Source organism: Zongyangia acetica (genome assembly GCF_038739695.1).
Lineage (GTDB): Bacteria > Bacillota > Clostridia > Oscillospirales > Ruminococcaceae > Zongyangia > Zongyangia gallinarum.
In genome coordinates, this window is the sequence record NZ_JBBEWN010000004.1 from 195,863 (window position 1) to 218,614 (window position 22,752).

The following is a 22,752-nucleotide window of genomic DNA, read 5'->3' on the forward strand; positions in this document are numbered from 1 at the left end:
TATTAAATTTTTTGGAAGATATCCGGGAAATGGGGGAGACTATGGAAAAGATGACCGTCCGGGAAATTGCCGGCGTTCTGGGAGCTTCTTATGGAAGTGACGGAGAGGTACTGGAAATTAGCACCGACACCCGGACCATCCAGCCGGGCAGCCTGTTTGTCGCGCTGGTAGGGGAGCGTTTTGACGGCCATGGATTTCTTGCCAAGGCTTTTGAAGCAGGGGCTGTAGCCTGTGTGGCCCAGCACCCAGTAGAGACGGGAAATCCACTGTGGGATCAAAATATCCTGGTAGTTGCGGATACCCAGCGGGCCCTTTTGGACATAGCCTCCTATTACCGGCAGCGGTTTTCCTTCCACTGTGTAGGTATCACCGGCAGTGTGGGGAAGACAACGACCAAGGATATGACGGCGGCGGTTCTGATGAGCCGATATGAGACGCTCAAAACCCTGGGCAATGAAAACAATGAAATCGGACTGCCTAGGACGGTTATGCGTCTTACAAAATCCACCCAGGCGGCGGTTTTTGAAATGGGTATGTGTGGCTTTGGAGAAATCCACGATTTGACCTTGTGTGTCCGCCCTGATATTGGGGTAATTACCACCATTGGCGTATCCCATATGCAACAACTGGGATCCAGAGAAAATATCCTGAAGGCCAAAACGGAAATTTGCGACGGCATGGCGGAGGGAGCGCCGCTTCTCATCAACGGAGACAACGATCTGCTCCAAAACTACCGGAATCGACAGTGCAATGTGGTAAAATATGGAATTGACTCGCCTGACTGTGCTATCCGGGCAATCGATATTCACGAAGCAGGGGAGAATATCCATTTTTCTATCCAGTTTGAGGGGAACAGTTACCCATGTACACTGCCTTGTATTGGTCGGCACAATGTTCTCAACGCCCTGGCGGCTTTTGGGGTAGGTGTATACTGCCAGATTCCTCCGCAGGTTTGTGCGGACGCCCTGTCGGCCTATGAGCCTTCAGGGATGCGGCAGAGGATGCGGCAATGCCGTGGCGTCACTTTGGTGGAAGATTGCTACAACGCCAGCCCTGACTCCATGCGGGCGGCCATTACTACCCTGCGGGGAATGGAGTGCAGGGGAAAGAAAAGGATGGTCCTGGCGGATATGCTGGAGCTGGGAGATATTTCCGAAGAGGCTCACCGCCAGATCGGAACCTTTGCCGCGGAAAATAATATTGATGCCCTTTACTGCTACGGCAATGAAGCGAAGTACTTAGCGGATGAAGCGAAGAAGGCCGGTATCGCCCGGTGTATTCATTTTCAAGATAAAGCATCCTTGGCAGAGCTTCTCAGAAGCGAGACCAAGGAGGGGGATATTCTCTGGATTAAAGGAAGCCGGGGGATGAAGCTAGAAGACGTAATTTCAAGGTTCTGCGAGGAGTGTTAAGGCAATGATGAGCTCTCTGTCAACGGTAGTCTCTGCGGTCGTCGGCTTTGGTCTGACGGCGCTGATCGGCATATGGTTTATACCCTTTCTCAGAAAGGTGCATTATGGCCAGACCATCAATGATATCGGCCCCACCTGGCACAAAAACAAACAGGGAACCCCTACTATGGGGGGGATTATGTTTATCATCGGAGTTGTCATTGCTGTGGCAGCAGGAGTTGGTATCTTAAATGCACAGACCGGTGTCCTCTCAAATCCTAGCTATACCGTGCAGAATACCCGGCTAATTGCGGGCCTTGTTATGGCGTTGTGTTTTGGCTTTATGGGCTTTATCGACGACTACATCAAGGTGGTGAAAAAGCGCAACCTGGGTCTGACGGCCAAGCAAAAACTGGTGATGCAGTTTCTCATTGCCATTCTCTACCTGCTGACCCTCTATTTGGCTGGAGACAGAAGCACAATGCTCTGGTTCCCAATTATCGGTTATCTGGATTTTGGCGTGTTTTATTACCCACTGATGGTGCTGTTCATTGTATTTATCGTCAATGCGGTGAATCTGACCGATGGCATCGACGGGCTGGCTGCCTCTGTGACTTTCGTGGCGGCCATTGGTTTTATGCTGATTACCATGATCATGGGATTTGCCGGCATGGGGATTATGGCCACGGCTCTGGCTGGTGCCTGCATTGGTTTCCTTGTATGGAATTTTCATCCTGCCAAGGTCTTTATGGGAGATACCGGCTCCATGTTTCTTGGAGGCATGGTGGTGGCATTAGCTTTTGGCGTAGGCCTGCCAGTGATTCTGGTTTTGGTGGGGATTCTGTATATTATTGAAGCGCTCTCGGTGGTCATTCAGGTTACCAGCTTTAAGCTCACCGGAAAACGTGTCTTTAAAATGAGCCCCATCCACCACCACTTTGAGATGTCAGGATACAGCGAGGTCAAAATCGTTGCGCTATTTTCCTTGATTACCCTGATTGGATGCGCCCTTGCGGTGCTCGCAGTATGGGCTATGTAAATTTTTCAGTTATACAAATCAAGAAAACTGGGAGGTCACGAGGCTTTGCAAGAAAAAAAACTTAAAAAACTAAAAAAAGGCCCCATCGATCTGACCTTCCTGATTTTGGTGCTGGTTCTCGTTATCTTTGGCCTCATCATGCTTTTTTCCGCTAGTTACGCCTACGCCTACTATCATGAAGGCGACAGCTTTTTCTATATCAAACGGCAGCTATTATGGGCCACTCTCGGCATTATTGCCATGATTTTCTTCTGCAACTTCGACTATCATTTTTTCCATCGTTTGGCTTTCCCAATTTACGCAGTGGCTATCTTGCTATTGGTTGTTGTATTGTTCATGCCGGAATTCAACGGGGCCAGGCGATGGATCAATCTAGGATTTGGAACCTTTCAGCCCTCCGAAATTGCAAAATTCGCTGTCATAGTCACCTTTGCCCAGCTCATTGCCATTAACGGGAATAAGATGAGTACCTTCAAATATGGTACGCTTCCCTTTGTTATACTTCTCGCGGTTATTGTAGGGTTAATGCTTTTGGAACCCCACCTTTCCGGAAGCATTCTGATTCTTTCCATCGGCTGTATTATGATGATTGCGGGTGGGACCAATCTGAAATGGTTTGCCCTCGCCGGTGGCTTGGTTGCGGTTACTGTTTTGGTAGCGCTTTTTGTCCCGGGTGTGGTAGACTACGCCATGAGCCGTGTTGAATACTGGATCGACCCATTTTCTGATCCGCAGGGTAAGGGATTTCAGACCATTCAGTCCCTCTTAGCTATAGGATCTGGTGGGTTGATGGGGTTGGGCTTAGGCAATTCCAGGCAAAAATATCTTTATATTCCAGAGCCGCAAAATGATTTTGTTTTTTCCATCGTTTGCGAGGAGTTGGGCTTTATTGGAGCGGCCATTGTTGTGATTCTGTTCGCGCTGCTTGTGTGGCGTGGCTATGTCATTGCCATGCGGGCACCGGACAAATTCGGCTCTATGCTGGCACTGGGATGTACTACACAGGTAGGAATCCAGGCTATCTTGAATATTGCGGTTGTCACCAATACTATTCCAAATACAGGTATTAGCCTGCCATTTTTCAGCTATGGAGGTACCGCTCTTTGTATGCTGCTGGCAGAGATGGGAATTGTGTTGTCGGTGAGCCGCTACAGTGCATTGGAAAAGACATAAGTGAGAAAACCACCGGTCCTTAGCCGGGATTACATCAAGTAAAGGGTGCGTGAAAATGAAAATTTTATTTGCTGGCGGAGGAACTGCGGGCCACATCAACCCCGCCATTGCCGTGGCATCCTATATCAAACAGAAACAGCCGGATAGCCAAATCCTTTTCTGTGGCAACCCTCACGGAATGGAAGCTTCCCTGGTTCCCAAGGCGGGATTTGACTTTACCCCCATCAAGGTCAAGGGCTTTCAACGGCAGATTAACCTGCGCAATATCAAGAATAACGCCATGGCGGTGGCTTATCTTGCCACTTCCGGCGCCCGGGCTCGGCAGATTATCAAAGATTTTTCCCCTGACATTGTCATGGGAACCGGCGGTTATGTCAGCGGTCCGGTGGTGCGCAAAGCTGCCCAGATGGGGATTAAGACAGTGACCCATGAACAAAACGCCTTTCCGGGTGTCACCACCAAGCTATTGTCTAAATATGTGGATAAGATCCTACTGGCGGTGCCGGAGGCAAAGAAATACTTGGGAAATTGTGATGACCGCTGTGTTGTTACAGGCAACCCTATCCGCGGCAGCGTGCTCAAGGCGGACCGGGATATTTCCCGCATTGAGTTGGGAATTCCAGACGATAAGGTGTGTATCCTATCCTTTGGAGGAAGTCTCGGGGCCCGGCGGATTAACGAAGCGATTGCCGATCTGATGGCATGGCACTACAAAAGAGGAAAGATTTGGCACATTCACGCAACCGGATCTTATGGGGTAGAGCTATTCCCAGCTTTGCTCAAGGAAAAAGGGGTGGATGTAAGCGGCTGCAGAAACATCTCTATTCGAGAGTATATCGACGACATGCCGCGATGTCTTGCCGCAGCGGATCTGGTCATTTCCAGAGCCGGCGCTATTACCCTATCAGAAATCGAAGCGGCGGGCCGGGCTTCGATTCTCATCCCTTCTCCCAATGTGGCGGAAAATCATCAGTATCATAACGCCATGGCCCTTTATAACCGTAACGCCGCTGTGGTCATTGAGGAAAAGGATTTGACAGGAGAGATGCTCTGCAAACAGGTAGAGGAACTGATCTCCGATCCCTTTACCTTGCGCCATTTGGGAAATAATGCGCGCTCTATGGCTATTATTGATTCCAATGAGAGAATCTATCGGGAAATATTAAAGCTATTGAAAGACAGATAACAGTTTTTGAAAATAGAGTATAAACCATTTAAAATTGGAAAAGTAATTGATCATTCACCGAGAAATCCCTTTGAAAGCCTGGAAATCGCTATGCACAAAGCTTTGCACCCCTGCATAGGATAACTGTGCAAGGGTGATCGTCCGATGCACCATAGAATTACCGCTCTCCCTGAGAACAGGACGGATCCACCCTGCCTTTGTATTTGGGCGAAAGGGTGCGTGAAAATGTCGAGATTAATTGTTGAGGGCGGCCGCAAAATCGAGGGAGAAATCAGAATGCAGGGGGCCAAAAACAGCGTCCTGCCGATTTTGGCCGCTACCCTTTTATGTGAGGGCCGAAGCATCCTACATAACTGCCCCCGCCTATCCGATGTGGATGCTGCCGTACAAATTTTGGAATACTTGGGATGCCAGGTCAAAAGGGCAGGAGATACTTTGACTGTGCTTCCGGATACGGTCTGCCGCAGCGATATCCCAGATGACCTAATGAGGGAGATGCGATCTTCCATCGTGTTTTTGGGGGCGATTATCGCCCGTTGTCAAAAGGCGGCCATTTCCTATCCAGGAGGCTGTGAATTGGGGCCAAGACCTATTGATCTGCATCTACAGGCTTTGCGGAAGTTAGGCACAGAGATCGTAGAGGAACAGGGATTTCTTGACTGTGTCAGCCACGGCAGGCTGAAAGGCGCCAAGATCGTACTGTCCTTTCCCAGCGTTGGCGCTACCGAAAATATTATGCTGGCGGCGGTGACTGCTAAGGGGACCACAGAGATTATTAATGCGGCCAGAGAACCCGAAATTGTGGATCTGGCAGCTTTCCTGAGCAAATGCGGGGCAAAAATCAAAGGGGCTGGAGAAGGCACCATTGAAATCACCGGTGTGGAAACCTTGAAAGGCTCAGAACATAACGTAATTCCTGACCGGATTGTCGCAGCCACCTATCTAAGTTGTGCGGCGATTACGGGAGGCCGCCTGTCCCTCATGGAATGCTGTCCCGATCATCTGAAAGCAGTGCTCCCCCTCTTTGAGGAATCCGGATGTCAGCTGGAATATGGCGAGGATTATATTTCTATCGAAAGATCCGCTTCACTCAACCCGCTGCGCCTGGTGAGAACCATGCCGTATCCAGGCTTTCCCACTGACGCGCAGGCGCCTGTGATGGCCCTTTCCACCTTGGCAGGGGGAACGACTATTTTTGTAGAAAATATCTTTGAAAACCGATATAAGCACGCCTATGAACTAATGCGAATGGGCGCTGATATTAAAATAGAAGGCCGTGTGGCAGTGGTGGAGGGTGTCTCATCCCTTCATGGTGCACAGGTATGCGCAACAGATCTGCGGGGCGGAGCGGCGCTGATGACAGCGGCGCTGGCGGCCCAGGGAGAAACAGTCATTACCGGAATCCATCACATTGACAGAGGCTATGAGACAATAGAAAAAGTTTTGACATCAGTAGGAGCAAGGGTAAAAAGAGAGTAGAGCTCGAGCGGAGGTCAAAAGTGGGAAGTGTAAAGAAAAAGGCCAACAGGCTGCAAAATATGCAGGATCAAGCAAGGGCATCCAATGGACGCAGACATCGGAAAAAGCACAAGAAGAATAACACCATTCTCTATGTGCTGCTGATGATCTTCGTCCTTGGTGCAGGGATTTATCTGACCTTTAATGTATTTTTTAAGGTCGAGAGCTTTGCGGTGTCCGGGTCGGATAAGTATTCGACCAACCAGGTGATACAGGCGACCCAGATTCAGACTGGGGACAACCTGTTTAAAATTGATACCAATGAGGTGGCAAAGCGGATTTCTGAAGCATTGCCTTATATAGAGTCCGCCAAGGTTACCCGAAAGCTGCCTTCGGTGCTCTCTGTTGAACTGACAGAAGCAGAGGTTATCGGCGCAGTAAAGACTGGGGAGACTTACTGCTTAATTAGTCAGGGCGGCAAGATTTTGGAAACAGGGGTAACTTCTCCGCCGTCAAATGTAGCAGTCGTCAGCGGTTTGGATATGGCGACACCCCAGGTAGGACAGTATCTGACAGAAGGGGACGACCCTACGCGAATCCAGATTCTCAATCAATTGATCGCGGCGCTGACCCAATACGGGATGGTGGAAAATATCAATGTCATCGATGTCACAGATACACTGAATCTTTATCTGGTCTACAAAAACGCCATTAAGATAGAACTAGGGTCTCAGGCAGAATTGGAATACAAAATTAATTTTGTCAGCCAGGTGCTTAAACAGGAAAATATTGAAAACCAGGAAGGTATCATCGACGCTAGCGGGGCAGTAGATGAGGATCAGCCCAATGTCCGCTTCCGAGCCGGGGATTTTGATGAGATCATGGGGACGGTAACTACTCCACCGGTAACTGCATCACCGGAAGAGAGCACGGATACGTCGGAACCGGATTCCTCGGTACCAGATGATTCCCAGGATGCTTCCTCACAGGCTTCGTCCACGACTTCAGATACGGATAATACATCCCAGAGCGCGGCATCAACCTAAGTAGATATTGTTTGACTTAATTATTTATGAAAAAAATACAGTTTTTCCCCAGGGGTTCTTGAAATTATGCGTAGAATCTGTTAAATTATAATGTAAATGAAGATATTCTATATCTTGTATTTTTTTGACTGATACTGATTGTGACATAATGATATAGTATTTGGTTTTTAGGAGGAAAGCATCACATGCCTATGAATTTTGATTTGGCGAATGACTTTGACAAGGTGGTAAAGATACAGGTCGCCGGCATTGGCGGCGGCGGTGGTAATGCTGTCAACAGGATGATCAGCGCAGGCGTACAGCATGTTGACTTCTTAGCGGTGAATACAGACCAGCAGGCTTTGGATGCTTCTCTCTCTCCCAACAAGATCCTCATTGGTGAAAAGTTGACCAAGCGCAAAGGAGCCGGCGGCAAGCCGGAGATCGGACAGAAGGCGGCGGAAGAAAGCCGGGAAGAAATTGCGGCTGTTCTGAAGGGAACAGATATGATATTTATTACCGCTGGTATGGGTGGTGGTACCGGTACCGGTGCGGCACCGATTGTGGCGGAAGTCGCTCGGGATTTAGGAATCCTCACAGTAGGTATTGTGACAAAACCCTTTGCTTTTGAAGGCAAAAAAAGAATGGAGCAGGCGGAAGCCGGTATCGTGGCTTTGCGGGAGCATGTGGATTCCCTTCTGGTCATCCCCAATGAACGGTTGAAGCTGATTTCCGAACAAAGAATCACCTTGGCCAATGCCTTTGAGGCGGCGGATGATGTGTTGCGTCAGGGCGTACAGAGTATTTCCGATTTGGTACATACCAACGGTTTAGTAAACCTGGACTTTGCGGATGTGACCTCTATTATGAAGGATGCAGGCTATGCTCACATGGGCGTGGGACATGCCCAGGGCAAGGACAAGGCCGAACAAGCAGCGGCGATGGCTATTTCCAGCCCGTTGCTGGAGACTTCCATCGATGGAGCCAAGGGAGTTCTTGTCAACATCACTTCCTCTTCCGATATCGGCATGGACGAAGTGGATACCGCTTCTTCGATGATTACCCAGGCCTCCCATCCTGATGCCAATATCATCTGGGGTGTTACCTTTGATGAAAATCTCAATGATGAGATGCAGGTTACTGTCATTGCCACCGGCTTTGACGCCGACCGTTTGGATGCGGCTGTCAATTATAACTTTAAAAGCGGCGTGACCCCTGCTGCGGATAGCGGTGACAAGGGCGTTGGAGACGATGACGATTACTTTGACATTATGAAAATTTTTAATCAGAAATAAGATTGCAAGGGGCAGAGAAATTTACTCTGTCCCTTTGTTTTTTATGCTAAAAAGTGGGGAGAGAATCCTGTGAACTTTAGAAAGGGTAGGAACATTGCATTGGCAGTATGGGCGATTGGCTGCGTGGCTCTTATTTTATCTGCCCTGCTGATTCCTGGTGAAGGGGCTAAGTTTGCCGGTATGATAGTCGGTGTTGTCATCATGGCTGTAGGCGCCTTGCTTTTGTTTCAGTATTGGCGCTGTCCCCACTGCAATGAAGTATTGCCGATTCGCGAACCCAAAATCCAGTTTTGTCCTTACTGCGGAGAGAAATTGGACTAAGATAGTTACAGATAAAGGATGGCGTTTGCCATCCTTTATTTTTATCCATTTATATGAGAATTCGTCCAAATTGTCTGAAAAAGGGTAATTATACCCCGTAAGAACCCAATAGTTCGCTGAATCTTTTTGTTTCGCTTGCAATCGATGGTTTTTGTGATATAATGAATAAGGTTTATGGCTTGAGATAAGTTATTATGAAAGAACAATGCCATAGCGGTTATATTGTAAGTAGGAGGTGACGGCATTGAGCCCTGACCCTAGTGGAACATATCGAAGTACAATCAAATATGGGCAGGAGCGGTGCCGTAGATTGCTTCTGCCGTAAAGGAGGAAGCAAGATGCTCAGCTTTTACAAGACAGTGGATAACCGCATCCAGCAGATCTCCCAAGCGGAAGAGGGCTGCTGGATCAGCGCAATTAGTCCTACGGAAGAAGAGGTAGCATATCTGGTGAAAGATCTGGGCGCGGATCAGGAATTTGTTCGGGCCGCACTGGATGAGGAGGAAACCTCCCGTATTGAAAAAGAAGAGGACCAAACCTTGGTGATCGTGGACTACCCCACCCAACAAAAAGAAACAGACAATAATACCATTCTATATTCGACCATGCCTATGGGGATCATTATCATGGAGAAAATGGTCATTACCGTTTGCTTGAAGGAGAACCCTGTGATCAGCGAAATGGCCAATGGAATGGTGAAAAATGTACAGCCCCATTTAAAGACCCGTTTTCTTTTTACCTGTCTGCTTCGGATCGCGGTGCGGTATCTGCAATACTTAAAACAGATTGATAAAATTTCCCATTATGTGGAGCAGCAGCTGCATAAGTCTATGAGAAATAAGGAACTGATTCAGCTGTTGGGCCTTGAAAAATCTTTGGTATTTTTCTCCACATCCCTTAAGGCCAATGAGATGACCTTGGAAAAGGTAATGAGGGGCCGCATTATCAAATTATACGATGAGGATGAGGATATTCTGGAAGATGTCCTCATTGAGGTGCGGCAGGCCATTGAAATGTGTAATATTTATTCCAACATCCTGTCGGGCACCATGGATGCGTTTGCCTCCATTATTTCAAACAACCTGAATATTGTGATGAAGGTGCTCTCCTGTATCACCATTGTGATGGCAGTGCCGACCATTGTCTCCAGCTTTTATGGAATGAATGTGCCCAATATTCCCATTCCTAACTTCTGGTTTCCCATTGGCATCACCATCATACTGATGGCAATCGTTGCCATAATTTTCATCAAAAAGGACATGTTCCATTGAGGAAAATGTGCTGGAAACTCACAGGACGCGAAGGCGTCCTGTTTTGATATGGGGGAGGTTGTAACCCATGAAAAAGAATCCGATGTTTTGGGTGGTTTTTGCTGCAATTGTGGCTCTTGTGCTGATTTACGGTTGTTCTTGGCTCCCAATGGAGATTGACACCCAGATGAATGCCATTGCTTATGAAAACGGAGACACAGAAAATCTCAGCGAGACTGGAATTACTGTGGAGGGAAAAATCTACCGACCTCTGTTTCACGCGGCGTTTTTTAGGGGAAGTGTAAAAATTCAGGGGATGGAAGATCAGATTGCCCCCGTCCAGAATATTGTCTTTGACAGGCAGGGCGAGCAGGAAAAAGGTAAGATGCAATCCCCTGTGGGAGAAGATATTGGAACCATTGAAATGACCGGGAATTTCGAAAATATCCGCATCGAGTTGGATGAGACGCAGACCATATTGGCTCCTGTCGGCCTTTGATACAAGCTTTTATCCCCGATAGAGAGGCGTACCTTTGTTGGTAAGCTTTGCTATTGGGGATTTTTGACTTTTCTTTAGAAAAATAAAAATATTGTGTTTCATATAAAAAATGTTATAATAATGATAACTAGGAATGGGCGATTTTTGGAGGAAGGCTTAGCCGGAAGGGTGTGCGTGCAATGGAGAAACAGGCACTTTTTAAAACCAGCGTTGTAGGTGGATTTAATAAAAGCGAAGTGCTTACCTATATTGATGAACTGAGCAGTTCATCCAAAGAGATGGAAAAACAATTAGGCGAAAAGATTACGGAGCTGGAAGCAGCGAACCAAAAGCTGGGGGAAGATATTGCTTCGGTGAACCTCAAATTAGAGACTGCCCAGGAGAAGCTGGAATCTGAACAAAACAAGATTCGGGAACTGACGGCGCAGTTAAGTGATATAAGCCTGGATATGGCAAAGTATAAACAGCTCAGCGAGGATAAGGATCGGGAGCTGAAGATCCTAAAAGAGCAGAATCGTCAGCTCCAGTTTAAAGCGGAAAGCTTTGAATACAAGAGCAAAAAATACGATGATATGTCCCAGCAGATTGGAGATGCGCTCATCGACGCGAAGGAAAAAGCGGAGCAGATCATTTTTCAGGCCAATGTGAGAGCCAAGGGGATTGTCCGGAATGCTACCTCGGAGATGGAGAGCTTCTCCGGTCAAATGGCATACCTAAAGGAGGACGTAGCTCGAGTCCGGGAGCATCTATCCCAGGCAGTGGCCCAGATGGAGGAAAAACTGAATGTGCTGGACGGAATGATTGATAAGGCTTCTGCCCGATTGACCTTGACCACGGCCAATGTGGAGCCAGAGGCTCTAGATTCTAAGGAGGAAACTGCCCAGCCTGAGGAAAAGGATTCGTTTTTTCGAGAAGCCGCCGCAGGTCACTGAGAGAGATCCTGCCTTTGGCGGCGTTGGGGAAAGACGACAACCCTTGCAGTCGGGACAAAAACCGGTAGAGCCACTCCGCCAGGAGATGGGTTTGCATGGAAGATCACAGCAGAAGAATCACCAGTCAAGAATACATGGGCTGCTGGAAAAGTTGTGGAAGCTTCTTGATCGGTCATAAAATAAAGCAGGACGCCCATTGGCGTCCTGCTTTTGGTTGAGGGGTAAGTTATTTTACAGAATTCTCATATGCCTCGATCATTTTTTTTACCATCTGGCCGCCAACGCTGCCAGCCTGCTTAGAGGTCAGGTCGCCGTTATAGCCCTGCTTCAGGTTAACGCCAACCTCGTTGGCAGCTTCCATTTTAAAACGGTCAAGAGCTTCTCTTGCCTGGGGAACAACAATTTTGTTACTAGCCATAGTAAATTTACACTCCTTCAATGTTTTGGGAAATGAATTTCTTGATTGCGTTTGCACTATTATTGTAATCTTTCGGGGAACGAATATGAGTGGTAATTTCCGCCTTGGTTTTTGTTGTTTTTTGACTGTGACGGAAGAGAATGAAGAATAAAAAGTATTCATGTCAGCGTTTCAATAAACTGTGTATGGCCGGATAGAGCGAGAATACAGGAAACCACCAGGGTCAGGTATCGGTCAAAGGGATTGCTGTTGTCAGTCGGAAGCTCAAAGGGTTCAATCTGCCGTCCGCAAAAGGGAATAGAACGCTGCAAGCAGACAACGGAGCTGTCAGAAGTAAAGCTGGAGTAGGTAAAGGTATCCTTAGAGGAGAGCCCACAGGTGATGACACGCAGCCCCATCTGCCGCGAAAGTTCCGTGGCGTCTTCGTCGTCGGAATCTACCACCGCGTAGCATCCGTCTAGGGAGGGCTGACAAGTTTGGGGAATACTGTGGCTTTTAAAAATAATGACAGCATTTTCACTCGTTATGGGAACAAGCTTTTCAGTTTCGTAGATGAGAAAGTCATAATGCCCGCTGGGATGTCCCTGGATTTTATCGTTGCCGATATAGAGAATAGAAAACTGGGGAGAAAGAGCTCTAGCGATGAATTTGACCGTTTTTTTATCGGATTTTTTTCCGACAACAACAATGGTTAGCAATCTACACCCTCATTTCGAAGAAAATGACATCTATTATTGTAACCCGAAAAGATAAATTCATCATGGCAGTGATAGAAGTATTTTTGAGAATATGATAAATTTAAAACATCTATAAAATAAAGGATAACGAGAGCAATGAGAGCTGCACTGGAAAGGCGGAATTTGCATGGCTTTATCGACTGAAAATGTGACAAGAAAGAGTAAAAAAGTAAAAGAAATTTATCTTGCGTCTTTTCCAAAAGAGGAGAGAATGCCCTATTTATTGATGCTGGTCTTGTCCAAAATGCCAACCACAGAGTTTTTGTCTTTTCATGAGAAGGGCCAAGTATGCGGCTTTGCATACCTGGCCATGGTAGATCCTATAGTGTTCATAATGTTTTTGGCAGTGGATCCCCCTCTGCGCTCTCAGGGTTATGGCAGCAGAATATTAGATGAGATTCAAAAACGTTATCCTCGCCATAAGATCATCGTCTCCATAGAGCGCTGCGACGAAGCGGCAGAGAATAGAGAGCAAAGATTGCAGCGCAAAAAGTTTTATCTGAAAAATGGGTATGCGGAAACGGGGTATTATATAGAGCTTTCCCATGTGAAGCAGGAAGTTATCATCAAAAATGGAGAATTCGATCCGGAAGAATTTTCAGGTTTTTTTAAAAAATACAGTAACGGCACCATGAATCCGAAAATCTGGCCAGCTGGTTCAAGAGAATAAAAGAAGGCAGCCTTATGGCTGCCTTCTTTTAAAATTTATAGATTTTTTTGGCGTTGTTATAAAGGATATCGCTAATCAGTGCTTTGGCTTCTTCTTCGTTCATAAATCCTTCCTCTACCTTGCGGGAAAGGAGCTTTGCAAAAACATGACGGGCGGCTAAGAGGGCGCCAAAGCTATCCTCCGCCATCCAGGTGTCGCATCCCCAACAGATCTTTGACGCATTCCCCAATTCCAACAGCTCTTCCAGGAACCGTTCCGTGGCGCTGGGGGAGAGAATAGGCATCCAGCAAAGGTCGGGATAGACGTTGGGGTAGTTGTGAACCAGCGCCAGCACATCATCCATCCATGGATAGCTGCCGTGGAAGATGACAAAGCGGGTGTCAGGGTTCTGGTCAATGATGGGTTTGAGCCACATGGCGTTGGATTTGTTGAGACGGGCAAGTCCCGTATGGCACTGAACAGGGACATCCCGCTCGGCGGCATATTTGCAGATTTGATCAAAGATGTAATCCTGAAATGCCTTGATCTCCTCTGGGGTAGCGTCGGGATTCATGTATGCTTTGGCTGCTTCATACTTGGTGGTGGGCATAAAGTCCAGTCCGCGGTCATAAGCGCAGCCCGCTTTGATTGCTACACAGCCCTCATCCAGCTTGAGACCGATCTGACGGCGCATGAGCGCCACATAATCGTCGATGGTAGGCGCATCCGGCCAGCCATAGACCTGGAAGGGGTTTTTGCCTTTGTGATCCACCGCCGTTTTGGAGTATCCAAACAAATACATATTGATCCGGTAGGCCGCAGTCATCATACCGCCAAAGCCCTGAATCTCACCGGGATTCCAATAGGAGTCCACAATGACCTTTTCATATCGGCATTTTTCCCGGAGAATGTTGGTGCGGTGGAGCTTATCCTGATAGGCCTCATGAATTTTATCGCTGTAAAGCTGCCATGTCTTTTTAGAAATAGGCTCATTTAAGCCGTAGAGCTCCTGCAAGGACTTTTGAAAATAGGTGAAGTAGGAATTAAAACGCATGTCCTTTACAAAAGCGTCCTTGTCATCCCCGTAGCCTTCGGCATTGATGGCCTTCCAACCCATATAGGTGGAGTGGAGCATGGTATCCAATGTCATGTCACTGCCATCTACGGTAGGTAAGCTGTGGGAATGGGTGTTGATGATGGGATGATCCTGCATATGTTCCATTAAGCGTTCATAAATCGCATTCATGGTATCCACCTCTTATTCTGCTTTGGTTCCGTTTTGTTTGTCCAACCGATCCAGCCAGATGCTGGCAATATCCAGGGCGTTATACAACCCGTCCTGCTCGCTCTTTTTGAGAATCCGCTCTGCCGGATTCTTGGTGGTATCGGTGCTGATCATCTGCACAGACACGCGGCTGGCCATCTCCATACCTTCCTCCTCTTTGGTGGAGAGAATCTGGAGCATGACCACACTTTCGTCTGACATGCTGCCGTAATATAGGGTTTTTCCGCTGCGAACCAGCGGACGCCCTTTGTATGTCAAAAACTCCTGGTCCTTGTTCTCTGCCATGAAACATACCTCCTTATGATTCTATATCATGCAACCTTGTTTTACACAGTGGTATCAAAAACAAAATGAATGTAGATCTATATTTTACCATAATTTTGCCAGCAAGTAAAGAAAGTGCCATGAAAGAAACCGCGGCCTTTATCGATTTGGCCGCGGCTTTGCTATCGTTTATGATTTAGTCATTCAGATAGGACTTGACAAGCAGCTGAAGTAGCTCATCCCGGTCCACCCGGCGGATGAGGCTCCGCGCATTGTTGTGAGTTGTAATATATGTGGGATCCTCAGAGAGAATATACCCCACAATCTGGTTAATGGGATTATACCCTTTTTGGCGCAAAGCATCGTACACAGACGTCAGTATCTGCTTGATCTCTTTTTCCTTATCTTCATGAATTGAAAACGATATTGTCGGTTCGTGCATGATACCACCTCTTTGTACACTAGCATACACTAAAACAGGAGAATTATCAAGTCGAAGTTGCAAATCTCTTATGAGATTTTTATGAAAAATCAAAGAAGACCAAAGAGAAAACCGGGAATAAAAACAAAGGCAGCCTTCATCAAAGGCTGCCTTCATAAAAAACTTTGTCTTAAGAACGGAGAACAGCGCCCATCTCATCTAAAGCCTTGAGGACCTTCTTCATGGCTCCATCGGTCTCCTCATCGGTGAGGGTACGGTCGGGAGCGCGGAAGGACAAACTCCATGCTACGCTCTTTTTGCCGTCAGGAACCTGTTGACCCTTATAAACGTCAAAGAGAGAAACTCTCTCCAGAATAGGACCAGCAGCCTTCTGGATAGCTTTCTTCATATCCAGGACCGGCAAAGCATCATCACAGAGCACCGCAATATCCCGGGCAGTCGCCGGATATTTGGGCAGAGGCTTATATTCCTTGGATACGCAGCGCAGATCAAAGAGGGCGGAGGCGTCCAATTTGGCGGCGTAGACCTTGGTATTAATGCCATAGTTTTGCAGCACAAGGGGATGAATTTCACCAATCGTGCCGATGTCCCGTCCATCTTTGCTGATGCAGGCACACCGGCCAGGATGGAAGGTGGGGTTATCGCTGACAGCGGATACATCATAATCGGCAATTCCCAGCACATCCAGCAGCGCCTCTACTACGCCTTTGAGGGAGTAGAAATCATACTGTTCCCCATACATGCCCAGGGTTACCTGAACGTTTTCGTCAGGCAGGGGATTTTCTGTGGGGATATATTCGGGAGAAAGCTCAAAAAGAGCTGCGCTTTCGTTGCGGTTATTATAGTTTTTGGCCAGAATCTCCAGCATAGAGGGGAGGGTGGTGGTGCGCATAACGCTGGTATCCTCGCCCAAGGGGTTTTGGATGGTGACGCATTTGCGCAGGGGGCTATCCTCTGGCAGCCGGATTTTGTCATAGTATTTGGGGCTGATGAAGGAATAGGTCATAATCTCATAGAGCCCCTGGCTGAGCAGAGTGTTGCTGACGGTCCGTTCAAATTTCTGCTGTTCGGTCAGATGGCCTTGGGCTGTACCCCGGATGGCGGTGACAGGGATTTTATCATAGCCGTAGAACCGGGCGATTTCCTCTGAAATGTCAGCTTTATGCTCCAGATCCGGGCGGGAGGAGGGGACAATGATATCGTCTCCATCCATAACGCAGCCGACCCGTTCCAAATAGTCCACCATCTGCTCCCTTGGGATGTCAATGCCGAGGAAGCGGTTGGTCCAGTCCACATCCAGTTTGATACGGCGCTGGGCCTTATCCGAGTTGTCCACATCCACATAGCCGCCGATGACCTCGCCCGCTCCCAGCATTTCGATGAGCTCGCAGGCACGGTCTACGGCGGGTTTGGTGTTGTTGGGATCCAACCCCTTTTCGTAGCGGCCAGAGCTTTCGGTGCGCAGTCCCAGCTTTTTGGAGGTCAGCCGGACACTGGGACCGTTAAAACAGGCAGATTCAAAAACAATGGTGTCGGTGTCATCCATGATGCTGGAAAATTCACCGCCCATGACGCCTGCAACGGCCACAGGGCCTTTCTCATCGGCGATGACCAGCATGCTTTCATCCAGATTGCGCTCCACATCGTCCAAGGTAGTGATTTTCTCCCCATTTTTGGCGGTGCGGACGGTGATCTTGTGGCCGTTGACATATTTGTAGTCAAAAGCATGCATGGGCTGGCCGTATTCCAGCATGACATAGTTGGTAATATCGACAATATTGTTGATGGGCCGAACGCCGCAAGCCCGCAGACGCTCCCGCATCCAACGGGGAGAGGGCTCAATTTTTACATTTTTGACCATCCGGGCAATATAACGCATGCAGAGTTCCGGATTTTTCACCTCTACCTGAAGCAGATCATTGACATCCCCGTCAGTGCCTTTCACCACAGGGGTGTGGAGCTTTAGGGGCAGGTTATAGGTGGCGGCAGCCTCCCGTGCCAAACCGATGATGGAGAAACAGTCGGGGCGGTTGGAGGTGATTTCAAACTCCACACAGGTGTCGTTAAGGCCTAAAGCCTCTCGGATGTCCTGCCCCAGCTTTACATCTTCATCAATGACCATAATGCCGTCCTCGATGGCGTTGGGAAAGTCGTGTACGGTAAGGCCCAATTCGCCCAGAGAGCAAAGCATGCCGTTGGAGACAACGCCCCGCAGCTTTCCCTTGCGGATTTTTTTGCCGCCGGGCAGCGTAGAGTTGTCCATGGCTACGGGGACCACATCCCCTACCGTTAGGTTGGTGGCGCCGGTGACAATCTGGATGGGCTCACCAGAGCCTACATCTACCTGACATACGACCAGCTTGTCCGCATCAGGATGCTTTTCAATGGAGAGGATTTTTCCCACGATCACATTGCTGATCTCACTGCCTTCTACAGTGTAACCCTCAACTTTAGAACCGGACAGGGTGATAGCTTCGCAGAAATCATGGGGTTTGGCGTCAATATCGACAAAGTCGGATAACCATCTCATGGATAAATTCATAGAAAAACCATTTCCGCCGCTACCGCAAGCGGCAATTTACTGTCAAAAGCTCCAGCGGATGAATTTGGAGCAAGTATTTACAAAATGGATGGATTAAAACTGGTCAAGGAAGCGCAGGTCGTTTTCGAAGAACAAGCGCAGGTCGTCGATACCAAAACGGCGCATGACGATTCGTTCCAGACCCATGCCAAAAGCAAAGCCGCTGTATTCCTCTGGATCCACATTACAAATTTCCAGAACTTTGGGGTGAACCATACCACAGCCCAAAAGCTCGATCCATCCCTCGCCTTTACACAGCCGGCAACCTTCGCCATGGCAGGCAAAGCACTGGATGTCCAGTTCTGCGCTGGGCTCGGTGAAGGGGAAGTGATGGGGGCGGAAACGAACCACCGTATCCTCGCCATAAAGCCGTTTGACGAAAATCTCCAAGGTGCCTTTGAGATCCGCCATGGTAACGCCTTTGTCTACAACCAAGCCCTCAATCTGATGGAAGAGGGGGGAGTGGGTGGCATCCACGGCATCGGAACGATAGACCCGGCCGGGAGCGATGACCCGGATGGGAGGCCTTTGTTTCTCCATGACCCGGATCTGCACCGGTGAGGTCTGGGTGCGGAGAAGAACATTGTCATTAATATAGAATGTGTCTTGGGTATCCCGGGCCGGATGGTTCTTGGGGATGTTGAGCGCTTCAAAGTTATAGTAGTCGAGTTCCACCTCCGGGCCCTGGGCAATGTCGAAGCCCATACCCAGGAATATCTCTTTGATTTCGTCCAATACCAGGGTCAGGGGATGCTTTTTGCCCAGAGGATGCCGTTTGCCGGGCATGGTCACATCCAGCCTTTCGCTCTCCAGCTGAGCAGTCAGCTGAGCTGCCTTGAGTTCTTCATTGCGGGCTGCGATAGCGTTTTCAATATTAGTGCGGATTTCGTTGGCCAGTTGGCCGATGACCGGGCGCTCCTCCGCAGAAAGCTTCCCCATCTGTTTGAGGATGGCGGTCAGTTCTCCTTTTTTGCCCAGGAACCTGACGCGAAGGGCGTCAACTTCCTTCATATCCTGCGCGGCGTGGATCAACTGCTCCGCCTGCTGCCGGATTGCGTTTAACGCTTCTTTCATTGTGTTCACCTCATCTATAGTTTTCATTGTTTGCACCAAATTTTCCCGGCGCTGCTCACGGCAGAAGGCAATAAAAAAAGCCTTCATCCCCATCGACAACAGGGACGAAAGCGCACATTGCGTTTCCGCGGTACCACCCGGATTTTTGCATCAAGAGCAAACACTCTGCCGCTCTGTAACGGGAGCATCACCCGTCGGCGCCTACTTACGAACGTTTCAGCGCCGCCGCTCGTGAGTGAACTTCACATCCCTTGACCCCGGCGGACCAGTTTTCAGCCGATGACCAGCCCTCTCTGCTCCGGCAATGGGAAGCTACTCTCTCAGTCTTTGCGTTTGTGTTTTATCTTAGCACAGAAATGATCCCTTTGCAAGAGCTTTTTCCCATGTTTACGGGAAAAATCCGCTTTTCTTCGCTGAAAAGAAAAGAAGAAAAAGAGGGCAAAGAAGGACAGACTATGCTATAATATGTGACAAAGAAAATGCCGGGAGGGAAACAGATATGGTATATGCCGGAGTGGATCTCATCGAGATTGGCAGGCTGAAACGCTGCGTCCAGCGTCCCCACTTTATGCAGCGGGTGTTTTCGGAGGAAGAAAGGAACCTATTTCTATCCAAAGGGAATCCTCTGCCTACCATAGCAGCTAATTTTGCCGCCAAGGAAGCGTTTGGCAAAGCCATGGGCACCGGAGTGCGGGGGTTTTCCTTGACCGAAGTGGCGACATTGCGGGATGAGGCCGGCCGGCCCTATCTTCATCTGACCGGCAGAGCAAAACAGCTGGCGGAACAGCGGGGAATGAATTTTTCCGTTTCCATCAGCCATACCAAGGAGTATGCCATCTGCTTTGTGACAGCGGTGAGCGATCACGAATAAGAAGGAGGATACATCATGGCAATTGCAACATCCAAAGAAATGAAGGAGATCGAAGCTGGATCTCTCCAATATGGACAGACCTATCTGTCCCTTATGCAAAACGCAGGAGATAGAGTGACGGAGGCTATTGAAGAGAAGATGGAGGTGTCCGTGATTCGATGTGTTATCTTCTGCGGACACGGCAACAACGGCGGAGACGGTTATGTTGTGGGAAAAAACCTTCTGGCAAGGGATGCCAAGGTGCTTTTGGTCATGGTCCACAAGCCGCCGGTAACCCCCGACGCTGTAACTATGTATGAGCGGGCCAAAGAAGCTGGCGTGGAAATTGTCTCTTTTGAGGAGGATCGGGAAGAGGTATACAGATGGATGTCCCATTGTGATGTGACGGTGGACGCCATCTATGGTACCGGTTTTCATGGGGAATTGGACGACACGGTGAAAGAAATCGCCGCACTGATTGTCAAAAGCGATACCTGTACCTTTGCAGTGGATATCCCCAGCGGAGTAGAAGCCAATACCGGACGGGTGGCCGCTGGTGCGGTTCGGGCAAATTATACCGTTACCTTTGACTGCTATAAGCCCGCCCATCTTCTTTTAGAATCTGCGGAAAACTGCGGTTGTGTTATGTTAGCTGATATCGGAATTGACCCCAGAGTTCATCAGCAGGTTCCCCTTTCCCATACCCATCTGACCAACGGCTTTGCATTTTCCCAGATCAAGAAGCGGCCCCGCAACTCCCATAAGGGCACCTATGGCAGGCTCCTCAATCTGTGCGGCAGTGTGGGGATGTGCGGTGCGGCCCTGATGTCCACTACTGCCGCTCTGCGGTGCGGCGCCGGGCTTGTGACTTTGGGAACAGTAGAGGAGCTGACAGTACCGGTGTCGGTGCGCCTCACTGAATCCCTGTTCCTGCCTCTGCATGCCAATGACAGTGGACGGATCTCGGCCCAGAATCTGCCTGGGATTTTGGAAAAGCTGAAAACAAGTAACGCCTGCCTGATAGGCTGCGGACTGGGACTGGATGAAGATACCGTCCAGATTGTCCAGGAAGTGCTCCAGAAGGCAGATTGTCCCGTTGTAGTGGATGCCGATGGTATAAATGCCCTGGCACAAGACATAGATATATTAAAGAAAGCCAAAGCCCCTGTGATCTTGACTCCGCATCTGGGAGAGATGTCCCGGCTATGTGGAAAAACTGTGTCTCAGATTGTAGCTGACCGCTACAACATTGGAAAGCATTTCGCCCAGGAATACGGTGTGACCCTGGTTCTCAAGGGGACAAATACCCTGGTGTTTTCCCCAGAAGGTCAGGTCTATATTAATACCAATGGCAACCCCGGACTTTCTAAAGGTGGAAGCGGGGACATCCTGGCCGGGATGATTGCCTCTTTTGTGGCCCAGGGACTCCCTGCCGACATTGCAGCGGCCTGTGGAGTGTATCTTCACGGCGCGGCGGCGGACCGTTGTTCCAAACGGCTGTCGGAATATGGAATGCTTCCCACCGATATGCTGACGGATCTGTGCCACATTTTTGCCGAAAACGGGAGGTAACCAGGCGGATAAAATAGAGCAGGGTGAAAGCGGGCTTTCTTCAAATTTCATGCCGCCCCGGCGGCGGAATGGAGACGAAGGAAATATGAAGCGGGTTATTTCTTTGCTCTTAGCCGTTCTTTTATCCGTGTCGGTACTTGCCGGCTGTAAGGAGGCCTCCACAGGTGGGGAGGCGGCACTCAGCGAAGCCCAGATAAGCGAGAAGCTCCAGACGGATTTTGCCTCCTCTGCCAAGATCAAGTATAAGGGGATGGAAGCCGAAGCTCAGATCAAGAAAGAAGGCGGAGGCTGTACCGTTGATTTTACAGCCCCGGAGAATCTGGCAGGAATGCAGTTCGATCTGTCCGATGAAAAGCTGGGGATTAGCTATAAAGGCTTTCATGTGGATATCGACCCCAATTCCGCAGTGGGAGGAGCAGTAGTGAAGCTGCTGGTAAAAGCACTGACTACAGCCGCGGAGAAAAACGGGGTGGATATTTCGGTGGAAAAGGATGTTGTTGAGATTGTGTCCAATCAGCAGAGCTTCCAGTTTTCCCTGCGGTTGGACGGGGAGAGCGGGAATATTTTAGACTTGCAAATTCCCGATGAAGAGCTCGACATCAGTTTTGAAAATTTTACCTTTTTACAGTGAGAAAAGGCCCTGGCTCCAAAAGCCAGGGCCTTTTGACGACGAGAAACAGGGTTCAGTCTACGCCAGTAATTGATTATGAAAGGGCCATATTCGTTTTGTTGGTTGTAGGAGGATAGGGGAAAAAGGGGAAAAGGTATAATCTTCATGTGATAAAATGAATCAATGGGAAGGAGAGGGGACCATGCTGTTGGGTATAATATTGGGGCTGATTTCCGGCGTCACGTTGTGTGTGGGTGTTTTGGCGCTTCAAAAGAAAGGCTGGGGAAGAGGCACCATACAGATTATATTAAGCCTAGCGGCACCTGCGCTGGTCCTTTGGTGGTGCTCAAGAAAACGCTACTTTGCTTTTGGCGGCAGTGATTGGGAGTTTTTGGTGCAATCAGCGCGGGTGGATCGAATGGCCTTTCCGTGGATCATCCTTTTTGTGTATCTTCTTATGATAGCTTTCTTCATTGTCACCGTGATCTGGCTGAAAAAGAAACAAACTTTTTAATCGAGGTTGTATCCTTTGCGTTTTCAAGCGCCTTGGAGCTGGATGAAAGCCACAGGACGTTTTTTTGCTATGTTTGGATGGTAGAGAAAGAGGCTGTATGACGGTCAAAAACAGAGGGAGGGCAATATAATGAAAACGGGCCCCCAAAGCCGGGGCGAAAGGGACGTGCCGCGTATGCAGTACTGTC

General features: G+C 48.8%; 23 protein-coding genes and 1 other annotated feature. Of the genes, 16 read left to right on the plus strand and 7 right to left on the minus strand.

Annotated elements, in window-relative coordinates:
• The first annotated feature begins 41 nt into the window (after positions 1 to 41).
• The 11 genes from WGC32_RS05485 to WGC32_RS05535 all read left to right on the plus strand — a co-directional run bounded on the left by WGC32_RS05485 (position 42) and on the right by WGC32_RS05535 (position 11,569).
• A complete protein-coding gene (locus tag WGC32_RS05485; protein ID WP_342680956.1) occupies positions 42 to 1,412 on the plus strand; it encodes a UDP-N-acetylmuramoyl-tripeptide--D-alanyl-D-alanine ligase in 1,371 nt (456 codons plus the stop codon).
• A gap of 7 nt (positions 1,413 to 1,419) precedes the next feature.
• Complete coding sequence (mraY, locus tag WGC32_RS05490; protein WP_191481747.1) at positions 1,420 to 2,430, plus strand: phospho-N-acetylmuramoyl-pentapeptide-transferase; 1,011 nt, start codon at positions 1,420 to 1,422, stop codon at positions 2,428 to 2,430.
• 45 nt (positions 2,431 to 2,475) lie between these two features.
• Positions 2,476 to 3,603 carry a putative lipid II flippase FtsW gene (gene ftsW / locus WGC32_RS05495; protein ID WP_342680958.1) on the plus strand — a complete coding sequence of 376 codons (1,128 nt, stop codon included), beginning with the start codon at positions 2,476 to 2,478 and terminating at the stop codon, positions 3,601 to 3,603.
• Between the two features lie 55 nt (positions 3,604 to 3,658).
• Positions 3,659 to 4,789 (plus strand): undecaprenyldiphospho-muramoylpentapeptide beta-N-acetylglucosaminyltransferase, encoded by a 1,131-nt coding sequence (gene murG, locus WGC32_RS05500; protein WP_342680959.1) that lies wholly within the window; start codon positions 3,659 to 3,661, stop codon positions 4,787 to 4,789.
• A gap of 225 nt (positions 4,790 to 5,014) precedes the next feature.
• Complete coding sequence (murA, locus tag WGC32_RS05505) at positions 5,015 to 6,268, plus strand: UDP-N-acetylglucosamine 1-carboxyvinyltransferase (RefSeq protein WP_342680960.1); 1,254 nt, start codon at positions 5,015 to 5,017, stop codon at positions 6,266 to 6,268.
• Between the two features lie 20 nt (positions 6,269 to 6,288).
• Entirely contained in the window at positions 6,289 to 7,293 is a 1,005-nt protein-coding gene (locus WGC32_RS05510; protein ID WP_342680961.1) for a cell division protein FtsQ/DivIB, read from the plus strand.
• A gap of 191 nt (positions 7,294 to 7,484) precedes the next feature.
• The gene (gene ftsZ, locus WGC32_RS05515) at positions 7,485 to 8,567 is read left to right on the plus strand and encodes a cell division protein FtsZ (protein WP_191481749.1); all 1,083 of its coding nucleotides are present in this window, start codon (positions 7,485 to 7,487) and stop codon (positions 8,565 to 8,567) included.
• Between the two features lie 69 nt (positions 8,568 to 8,636).
• The gene (locus WGC32_RS05520; RefSeq protein ID WP_342680962.1) at positions 8,637 to 8,888 is read left to right on the plus strand and encodes a hypothetical protein; all 252 of its coding nucleotides are present in this window, start codon (positions 8,637 to 8,639) and stop codon (positions 8,886 to 8,888) included.
• A 338-nt stretch (positions 8,889 to 9,226) separates the two neighbouring features.
• Positions 9,227 to 10,159: a magnesium transporter CorA family protein gene (locus WGC32_RS05525; protein ID WP_342680963.1), complete on the plus strand. Its 933-nt coding sequence runs from the start codon at positions 9,227 to 9,229 to the stop codon at positions 10,157 to 10,159.
• Between the two features lie 67 nt (positions 10,160 to 10,226).
• Entirely contained in the window at positions 10,227 to 10,637 is a 411-nt protein-coding gene (locus WGC32_RS05530) for a hypothetical protein (protein WP_342680964.1), read from the plus strand.
• Positions 10,638 to 10,816: 179 nt separating this feature from the next.
• Positions 10,817 to 11,569 carry a coiled-coil domain-containing protein gene (locus WGC32_RS05535; RefSeq protein ID WP_342680965.1) on the plus strand — a complete coding sequence of 251 codons (753 nt, stop codon included), beginning with the start codon at positions 10,817 to 10,819 and terminating at the stop codon, positions 11,567 to 11,569.
• Between the two features lie 226 nt (positions 11,570 to 11,795).
• On the opposite strand, the gene WGC32_RS05540 is transcribed toward WGC32_RS05535, so the two are convergent.
• Both WGC32_RS05540 and WGC32_RS05545 read right to left on the minus strand, forming a co-directional pair.
• Complete coding sequence (locus WGC32_RS05540; protein ID WP_191481734.1) at positions 11,796 to 11,987, minus strand: small, acid-soluble spore protein, alpha/beta type; 192 nt, start codon at positions 11,985 to 11,987, stop codon at positions 11,796 to 11,798.
• Positions 11,988 to 12,145: 158 nt separating this feature from the next.
• A complete protein-coding gene (locus WGC32_RS05545; RefSeq protein ID WP_191509874.1) occupies positions 12,146 to 12,685 on the minus strand; it encodes a hypothetical protein in 540 nt (179 codons plus the stop codon).
• 166 nt (positions 12,686 to 12,851) lie between these two features.
• Between WGC32_RS05545 and WGC32_RS05550 the strand changes: the two genes are divergently transcribed.
• Positions 12,852 to 13,394, plus strand: a complete 543-nt coding sequence (locus WGC32_RS05550) for a GNAT family N-acetyltransferase (protein ID WP_342680966.1) — start codon at positions 12,852 to 12,854, stop codon at positions 13,392 to 13,394.
• 28 nt (positions 13,395 to 13,422) lie between these two features.
• Here WGC32_RS05550 and WGC32_RS05555 read toward each other — a convergent pair whose 3' ends face one another.
• From WGC32_RS05555 to pheS, 5 genes are all read right to left on the minus strand, one after another.
• A complete protein-coding gene (locus WGC32_RS05555) occupies positions 13,423 to 14,619 on the minus strand; it encodes an amidohydrolase family protein (protein ID WP_342680967.1) in 1,197 nt (398 codons plus the stop codon).
• Between the two features lie 12 nt (positions 14,620 to 14,631).
• On the minus strand, positions 14,632 to 14,943 hold the full coding sequence (locus tag WGC32_RS05560; protein WP_342680968.1) for a hypothetical protein: 312 nt from the start codon (positions 14,941 to 14,943) through the stop codon (positions 14,632 to 14,634).
• 175 nt (positions 14,944 to 15,118) lie between these two features.
• Positions 15,119 to 15,364 carry an IreB family regulatory phosphoprotein gene (locus WGC32_RS05565; RefSeq protein WP_191481739.1) on the minus strand — a complete coding sequence of 82 codons (246 nt, stop codon included), beginning with the start codon at positions 15,362 to 15,364 and terminating at the stop codon, positions 15,119 to 15,121.
• A gap of 169 nt (positions 15,365 to 15,533) precedes the next feature.
• Positions 15,534 to 17,906, minus strand: a complete 2,373-nt coding sequence (gene pheT, locus WGC32_RS05570; protein ID WP_342680969.1) for a phenylalanine--tRNA ligase subunit beta — start codon at positions 17,904 to 17,906, stop codon at positions 15,534 to 15,536.
• Between the two features lie 93 nt (positions 17,907 to 17,999).
• Positions 18,000 to 19,019, minus strand: coding sequence for a phenylalanine--tRNA ligase subunit alpha (pheS, locus tag WGC32_RS05575; protein ID WP_191509877.1), 1,020 nt, complete (start codon positions 19,017 to 19,019; stop codon positions 18,000 to 18,002).
• A gap of 97 nt (positions 19,020 to 19,116) precedes the next feature.
• Positions 19,117 to 19,356 (minus strand) — a binding site (T-box leader).
• A 162-nt stretch (positions 19,357 to 19,518) separates the two neighbouring features.
• Between pheS and acpS the strand changes: the two genes are divergently transcribed.
• The 4 genes from acpS to WGC32_RS05595 all read left to right on the plus strand — a co-directional run bounded on the left by acpS (position 19,519) and on the right by WGC32_RS05595 (position 22,565).
• Positions 19,519 to 19,890 carry a holo-ACP synthase gene (gene acpS / locus WGC32_RS05580; protein ID WP_342680970.1) on the plus strand — a complete coding sequence of 124 codons (372 nt, stop codon included), beginning with the start codon at positions 19,519 to 19,521 and terminating at the stop codon, positions 19,888 to 19,890.
• 15 nt (positions 19,891 to 19,905) lie between these two features.
• Entirely contained in the window at positions 19,906 to 21,441 is a 1,536-nt protein-coding gene (locus WGC32_RS05585) for an NAD(P)H-hydrate dehydratase (RefSeq protein WP_342680971.1), read from the plus strand.
• Between the two features lie 85 nt (positions 21,442 to 21,526).
• Positions 21,527 to 22,072: a hypothetical protein gene (locus WGC32_RS05590; RefSeq protein WP_342680972.1), complete on the plus strand. Its 546-nt coding sequence runs from the start codon at positions 21,527 to 21,529 to the stop codon at positions 22,070 to 22,072.
• Between the two features lie 154 nt (positions 22,073 to 22,226).
• Positions 22,227 to 22,565: a hypothetical protein gene (locus WGC32_RS05595; RefSeq protein WP_342680973.1), complete on the plus strand. Its 339-nt coding sequence runs from the start codon at positions 22,227 to 22,229 to the stop codon at positions 22,563 to 22,565.
• Positions 22,566 to 22,752 lie beyond the last annotated feature (187 nt).